Origin of the sequence: Rhodococcus sp. (in: high G+C Gram-positive bacteria) (assembly GCF_049299235.1) — a bacterium.
Classification (GTDB): Bacteria; Actinomycetota; Actinomycetes; order Mycobacteriales; family Mycobacteriaceae; genus Rhodococcus.
On sequence record NZ_JBAQXC010000129.1, the window covers coordinates 1 to 6,631 of the forward strand.

Here is a 6,631-nt window from a genome sequence, read left to right on the forward strand (position 1 = left end):
CGGTTCGCATTGCCGGAACGGCGGGTCGAGCCGGATCGGCGGGGTGAGCCGCGCCCACACCTCGGGTGGGTTCGCGGCGGCGACCACGGTGGGCACGATATCGGTATCCACTCACCGAGATGCCACCGGAGGTTCGAATGTCGAAGAGCCGCACACTGATCGCCGCAACGATACTGAGCGCACTGCCGCTTTTCGGGATGGCGGGTACCGCTACCGCAGAGTCGGGGCGCAACAACGACAATCGCTGCGATGTGGCGATCGTGAACAACCGCGGCGATGTCGTCCGCATCGACGAGAAGTCCCCCGGCACCCGCATCGACGGATTGCGCTGCGACGACGGACTGTGGGTCTACACCACCGACGGTCACGGATTCCGTCGCGGCGACATCGCTGCCGTCACGCTCGTGCGGGAACGCTGAACACGACTACGCCCCGCATCACGAATGATGCGGGGCGTCAACGGCATTCCGGTCAGTACGGCGTTCCGGTCAGTTCGTACCCAGCAGGTCGATGATGAAGACCAACGTCTTACCACCGAGCGGATGGCCGGATCCGGCGGGACCGTAGGCGAGTTCCGGCGGCACCGTGAGCTTGCGGCGACCCCCGACTTTCATGCCGGGGATACCCTCCTGCCAACCCGGGATCAGGCGCCCGAGAGGGAATTTCACGGATTCGCCACGCGTGAACGACGAGTCGAACACGTTGTTCGTGTCGTATTCGACGCCGTGGTAGTGCACGTCGACGACCGCGCCGGGCTGCGCCTCGGCTCCGTCACCGACGGTGACGTCCTCGACGACCAGTTCGGCCGGGGCCGGACCGGTGGCCGGCTCGACGACCGGAACCGCGGGCGGCACCTTCACATCGAGCAGATCGATGACGAAAACCAGTGTCTTGCCGGACAGTTCGTGGCCGGAACCGGCCGGGCCGTAGGCGAGCTCCGGCGGGATCGTCAACTGACGACGACCGCCGACTTTCATGCCGGGGATACCCTCCTGCCATCCGGCGATCAGGCCGGCCAGCGGGAACGTGATGGACTCCCCGCGGTTCCACGACGAATCGAACTCCTCGCCGGAGTCGAACTCGACGCCGACGTAGTGCACCTCGACCTTCGCGCCGGGCGTGGCCTCGGCACCGTCGCCGACCACCAGGTCCTTGATGACGAGTTCGGTGGGTGCGGGACCCTCCTGGAACTCGATCTCGGGCTTGCTCATGCGTGTCCTCCTCGTCGAGGTTACGTTCGGGCGCGAATCAGCGCGCGTCGATGGCGGCGTAGTCGCGTTCGGTGTATCCGGTGTAGATCTGGCGCGGACGGCCGATCTTCAGGGTCGGATCCGAGTGCATTTCCCGCCAGTGCGCGATCCAGCCGGGCAGACGGCCCAGCGCGAACAGCACGGTGAACATGCGGTCCGGGAAGCCCATCGCCCGGTAGATGAGACCGGTGTAGAAGTCGACGTTCGGGTACAGCTTGCGCTCGATGAAGTAGTCGTCGGTGAGCGCGGCTTCCTCGAGCTTCATGGCGATCTCGAGCAGTTCGTCGCCGGCACCGAGCTTGGTGAGGATGGAGTCGGCGGTCTTCTTCACGATCGCGGCACGCGGATCGTAGTTGCGGTAGACGCGGTGCCCGAAGCCCATGAGCTTCACGCCGTCTTCCTTGTTCTTGACCTTGCGGACGAACTCGGTGACGTCACCGCCGGAGTTCTTGATCGTGTCGAGCATCTCGAGCACGGCCTGATTCGCACCGCCGTGCAGGGGGCCCCACAGCGCGTTGATGCCACCGGAGATCGACGTGAACAGGTTCGCGTCGGACGACCCGACGAGACGCACGGTCGACGTGGAGCAGTTCTGCTCGTGGTCCGCGTGGAGGATCAGCAGCATGTCGAGCGCCTGAGCGACCTCGGGGTCGATCTCGTACGGCTCGGCCGGGAAGCCGAACGTCATGCGCAGGAAGTTCTCGACCAGCGACAGCGAATTGTCCGGGTACAGGAACGGTTGGCCCACGGACTTCTTGTAGGCGTAGGCGGCGATCGTCGGCAGCTTCGCCATGAGGCGGATCGTCGACAACTCGACCTGTTCCGGATCGTCCGGGTCCAGGGCGTCCTGGTAGTACGCCGACAGGGCGTTGACGGCGCTGGAGACGACCGGCATCGGGTGCGCATTGCGCGGGAAGCCGTCGAAGAAGCGCTTGAGATCCTCGTGCAGCAGCGTGTGCCGGCGGATCTTGTCGGTGAACACCTCGAGCTGCGCCGTCGTCGGCAGCTCACCGTAGATCAGCAGGTAGCTGACCTCGATGAACGTCGACTTCCCGGCGAGCTGTTCGATCGGGTACCCGCGGTAACGCAGGATGCCCTTCTCACCGTCGATGTATGTGATCGCCGACTTCGTGGAGGCGGTGTTGACGAAACCGGGGTCAAGGGTGGTGTACCCGGTTGCAGAAAGGAGCTTGCCCAGCTCGATTCCGTCATTGCCTTCCGTCGCCTTGGCGATCGACATCGTGTGCTCGCCACCGGGGTAGCTGAGGGTGGAGTGTGTGTCATTCTCAGCGGGCACGAAGGATCCCTCTCAAGCTCAGACCTACGAGAAAAATTCCGAACATTCACGTAGAACCTAGCCGCTGGCAGGAGCGGCCGCCCAGGGAGGGTCGGTCGAAAGTCCCGTACCGGCTACCCCTGCACAGTGACGGTAAACCCTCGGCTCGCACGGCCAACGCCACATTCCGACGGCTGTGATCGCCGCTCACCTGCGACAACACCCCACATTCCTCAATATCACAATTTCCGATCGTCACCGGTGAGGCACTCCCGGCGCGGCTGTCCGAGAGTCGACCTCAGCAGCCCGCGGGTCATACCAGTGCACTCAGCCCCCACTGTCCGGTCCACGTCTGGCCGGCCTGCAGAACGACGATGTCGATACCGAGGTTGAACGCATCCGGTGGACAGGTCGACGGCGCGAGGGCGAGTGCCCGTCCGCGGCCGGGATAGCCGGGATCGGGGGCGGTGGTCGACGCATGCAGCCATCCGAAGCCCGGTCCCGTCCACAACCGTGCGCCCCGCCCGTCCGGTCCGAGCAGATCGTGCCGCACCCGACCGTCGACGTCCTCGTCGAAGGCACTGAACGGGGTGTCGAGTGTGACCCCACGCAGCGACCGCGGCACGGTGAAGTCGTAGTCGGTGTCCTCGACGGGCTGCGAATATGCATTCGGCAGCGACCGCTCCGGATCGATCGGCAGTCGGGTACCGGCGGCGATCTGCAGGGTGCACTCGTCGAGGGGGCTGTCGCCCGCGCGCACGTACGGGTGCGCGCCCAGCCCGAACGGCGCGTGATAGCCGCCGATGTTGGTCGTGGTGTGCGTGACCGTCAGCCCGCCCGGCCCGAGTTCGTGGGTGACGGTGAGCCGCAGTTGGTACGGCCAACCCTTGTGCAGTCCCACCTCGACCCCTTGGACGACACGACTCTCACTGTGTGACAACAGCTCCCAGTTTTCAGCCCACACGAACCCGTGTAATGCGGCGCCGTGCTGCGGATCGGTCAGGGCAAGCTGGTGCTCGATGCCGTCGAAGAAGAAGTGACCGTCCCGGAGCCTGCCGGGCCACGGAGCGAGCACAACACCGGAATACAGCGGTGGACGTTCCCCGAGCGGCCAACTCTCCGTCAGCCGGTAAGGCCCGTCGGGGGCGTCGCGCTCGAGCAGACGCAGCGCACCGCCCGCACTCGACACCTCCGCGCGGTACCCGTCCCGCTCGATACCGAAATCCCTCGGATCGGACATGCCCACAGTGTCCACGGCTGCGGCGGTCCACACCACCGAAACGGCGCGACCCCGCCCGTGTGCCTTTTGGGCTCCCGGAGGGTCCCAAGAGGCACACGGGCGGCTCCGCCGCCTACGCCGTCCGAAACCGGACGAAAGCCGGGAACGCGAGCACACACACCACCGTGCCGATGATCACGAGCACACCACCACCCGCGGCCGCGATCGCAGTGCCGACCGCCGCCGCGGCGATACCGTGCGCGACATCGCCGATGCGCGGTCCCCCGGCGACAACCACGATGAACACGCCCTGCAGCCGGCCGCGCATCTCGTCGGTGGCGACGGTCTGCAGCATCGTCGAGCGGAACGCTGCCGACACCATGTCGACGGCACCACCGAATGCAAGAAACGCCAAGGCAACCCACAGCAGCATCGCACTGCCACCGGGTTCGGCCACGGCGACCGTGGCGCCGAAGCCGACCATCGCCACACCCCACAGTGCGATGCACACCATCACCGCCAGGCCCTGACGTCGCACCCGCGGCAGCCACCCCGAGAACACCCCGCCGAGCACCGCGCCGACAGACATCGCCGCGAACAGCAGACCGAGAGCGAACCCGCCGGTGGCCGGGTCACCGAACGACTCGTGCGCGATCTGAGGGAAGAGTGCGCGGGCCATACCGAAGACCATCGCGACGATGTCGACAACGAACGAGGCGAGCAGAATTTTCTGTGTCGACAGGTACCGGAACCCGTCGATCACAGCGCGCAGCCCGGCCTTCGTCACCTCACCGAGCGGCGGGATCGACGGCAATCGCACGACCGCCCACAACGTCGCGAGCAGTGCGATCGTGTCGATCAGATACATCACGGCCAGCCCGACCATCGGGATCAGAACCCCGGCGAGCAACGGTCCGGCGATCGCGCCGAACTGCACGACGGTCATGTTCAGCGACGTCGCCGCCGCGATCTGCCCGGCCGGGAGCAACCGCGGAATGATCGCTGCCCTGGTCGGCTGATTGACCGCAAAGAACGCTTGCTGCAGCGCGAACAAGCCGAGAAGCACCCAGACGTTGTTCAGTCCCGCGGCAGCCTGCGCCCACAGCATCAGCGAGGTGACCCCGAGACCGATCGTGGTGACGGTCAGCAATCGGCGCCGATCCATGACATCGGCCAGCGCCCCGCCCCACAGGCCGAACACGACGAGCGGAACCAACCCGAACACACCGGTCAGGCCGACATAGGCGGAACTGCCGGTGATCTCGTAGATCTGCTGCGGCACCGCGACGACGCTGAGCTGCGCCCCGATCGTGGTGACGACCCCCGCCCACCACAGCCGCCGATAGTCGGGGTTGCGCAGCGGGGTGGTGTCGGCAAGGAACCGGCTCACGGTTGAAGCCGCGCGGTGCACCACTGCCCGTCGACGAGCCGGGTCAGCACCCGATTGTGCAGCCGGTTGGCACGGCCCTGCCAGAACTCGACGGATTCCGGGCTGATCCGCAGCCCACCCCAGAACGGCGGAACCGGAATGTCCTGGTCGATTCCGTACCGCTCCCCGACCTCGATCATGGACCGCTCCAGCGCGGCCCTCGACTCGATCGGCCTCGACTGCCGCGACGCCCACGCGCCGAGCCGCGAACCCCGCGGCCGGGAATGCCAGTAGGCGTCGGTCTCCTCGTCGGAGACCCGCGCGACCGGCCCTCGGACCGTGACCTGCAGGTGCACGGGAAGCCACGTGAAGGTCACCGACGCGTACGGCAGCGCCGCGAGCTGACGGCCCTTGTTCGAGTCGTAGTTGGTGAAGAAGGTGACGCCGTTCTCGTCGATGTCCTTGCACAGAACGGTGCGGGTCACCGGGCGGCCCCGTTCGTCGACGGTTCCGAGCACCATCGCATTCGGTTCCGGCACCTCCGCTGCGACCGCCTCCGCGAGCCACTGCCGAAGCAACGGCAACCAGCCGCCGGCGAGGTGTTCGGGCTCGAGGTCGGTTCCGGCGAACGCGGCCCCTCCGGCATCGGCATTCACGTAGTCGACGCGCATCGCGGCGAGTTCACCGGGCTGCCGAGGGTGGTCCTGCGGATCTGACAACACAGGCGCAAACGCTACTCCGGAGACTCGAGGTTCGATCTCGGGCAGTGAGGTCTACAGTCTTGTTCGACGACATCGGGTGGGCGCTCATCACATTCCGGCGCCCTGCCCCACAGGCAGTGCGGCCCGGACCGGGCTGACGCAAACAAGGAGAATCCACCGCCATGGCATCGCGCGCGGCTGTACCCGAGGATTTCGTTGCCGGACTCGAAGGCGTCGTCGCTTTCACCAGCGACATCGCCGAACCGGACAAGGACGGCGGTGCGCTGCGCTACCGCGGTGTCGATATCGAGGACCTCGTCGATCGGGGAGTGACCTTCGGTGACGTGTGGGCGCTGCTGGTGGACGGCAAGTTCGGCCGCGGCCTGCATCCGGCCGAGCCGTTCCCCCTGCCCATCCACACCGGCGACGTCCGTGTCGACGTCCAGGCCGGCCTGGCGATGCTCGCCCCGATCTGGGGGTTCGAGCCGCTGCTCGACATCGACGACGAGACCGCCCGCGACAATCTGGCGCGCGCTGCAGTGATGGCGTTGTCGTATGTGGCGCAGTCCGCGCGCGGCATCTACCAGCCGGCGGTACCGCAGAAGCGGATCGACGAGGCGAAGACCGTCACCGAACGTTTCATGGTGCGCTGGAAGGGTGATCCGGATCCGGCGCACACCGCCGCGATCGACGCGTACTGGGTTTCGGCCGCCGAGCACGGCATGAACGCCTCCACGTTCACTGCCCGGGTCATCGCCTCCACCGGCGCCGACGCCGCGGCTGCGCTGTCCGGCGCGGTCGGTGCCATGTCCGGCC

At 66.8% G+C, this 6,631-nt stretch carries 7 protein-coding genes and 1 pseudogene; 2 read left to right on the forward strand and 6 right to left on the reverse strand.

Going from position 1 to position 6,631, the window contains the following annotated elements:
• Positions 1-137: 137 nt before the first annotated feature.
• On the forward strand, positions 138-419 hold the full coding sequence (locus WAX14_RS07970; protein WP_422627551.1) for a hypothetical protein: 282 nt from the start codon (positions 138-140) through the stop codon (positions 417-419).
• Positions 420-488: 69 nt separating this feature from the next.
• Here the strand turns inward: WAX14_RS07970 and WAX14_RS07975 are convergent, their stop codons facing one another.
• From WAX14_RS07975 to pdxH, 6 genes and pseudogenes are all read right to left on the reverse strand, one after another.
• Complete coding sequence (locus tag WAX14_RS07975) at positions 489-854, reverse strand: FKBP-type peptidyl-prolyl cis-trans isomerase (RefSeq protein WP_422627556.1); 366 nt, start codon at positions 852-854, stop codon at positions 489-491.
• A 9-nt stretch (positions 855-863) separates the two neighbouring features.
• A pseudogene (locus WAX14_RS07980) lies at positions 864-1,211 on the reverse strand (FKBP-type peptidyl-prolyl cis-trans isomerase); the annotation flags it as partial.
• Positions 1,212-1,248: 37 nt separating this feature from the next.
• Positions 1,249-2,547, reverse strand: coding sequence for a citrate synthase (locus WAX14_RS07985; RefSeq protein WP_422627552.1), 1,299 nt, complete (start codon positions 2,545-2,547; stop codon positions 1,249-1,251).
• Between the two features lie 292 nt (positions 2,548-2,839).
• Positions 2,840-3,766 (reverse strand): aldose 1-epimerase family protein, encoded by a 927-nt coding sequence (locus WAX14_RS07990; protein WP_422627553.1) that lies wholly within the window; start codon positions 3,764-3,766, stop codon positions 2,840-2,842.
• A gap of 112 nt (positions 3,767-3,878) precedes the next feature.
• On the reverse strand, positions 3,879-5,135 hold the full coding sequence (locus tag WAX14_RS07995) for an MFS transporter (RefSeq protein WP_422627554.1): 1,257 nt from the start codon (positions 5,133-5,135) through the stop codon (positions 3,879-3,881).
• Entirely contained in the window at positions 5,132-5,785 is a 654-nt protein-coding gene (gene pdxH, locus WAX14_RS08000) for a pyridoxamine 5'-phosphate oxidase (RefSeq protein ID WP_422627557.1), read from the reverse strand. Before pdxH ends, WAX14_RS07995 begins: the two co-directional genes overlap by 4 nt.
• 212 nt (positions 5,786-5,997) lie before the next feature.
• Here pdxH and WAX14_RS08005 point away from each other — a divergent pair.
• On the forward strand, positions 5,998-6,631 hold a 634-nt coding region (locus tag WAX14_RS08005; RefSeq protein ID WP_422627555.1), incomplete at its 3' end, for a citrate synthase.

Bases quoted from the DNA above. Each gene is read 5' to 3' on its own strand.
- pdxH (WP_422627557.1), bottom strand. From the start codon at position 5,785: ATGCGCGTCGACTACGTGAATGCCGATGCCGGAGGGGCCGCGTTCGCC.
- WAX14_RS07990 (WP_422627553.1), bottom strand. From the start codon at position 3,766: ATGTCCGATCCGAGGGATTTCGGTATCGAGCGGGACGGGTACCGCGCG.
- WAX14_RS07970 (WP_422627551.1), top strand. From the start codon at position 138: ATGTCGAAGAGCCGCACACTGATCGCCGCAACGATACTGAGCGCACTG.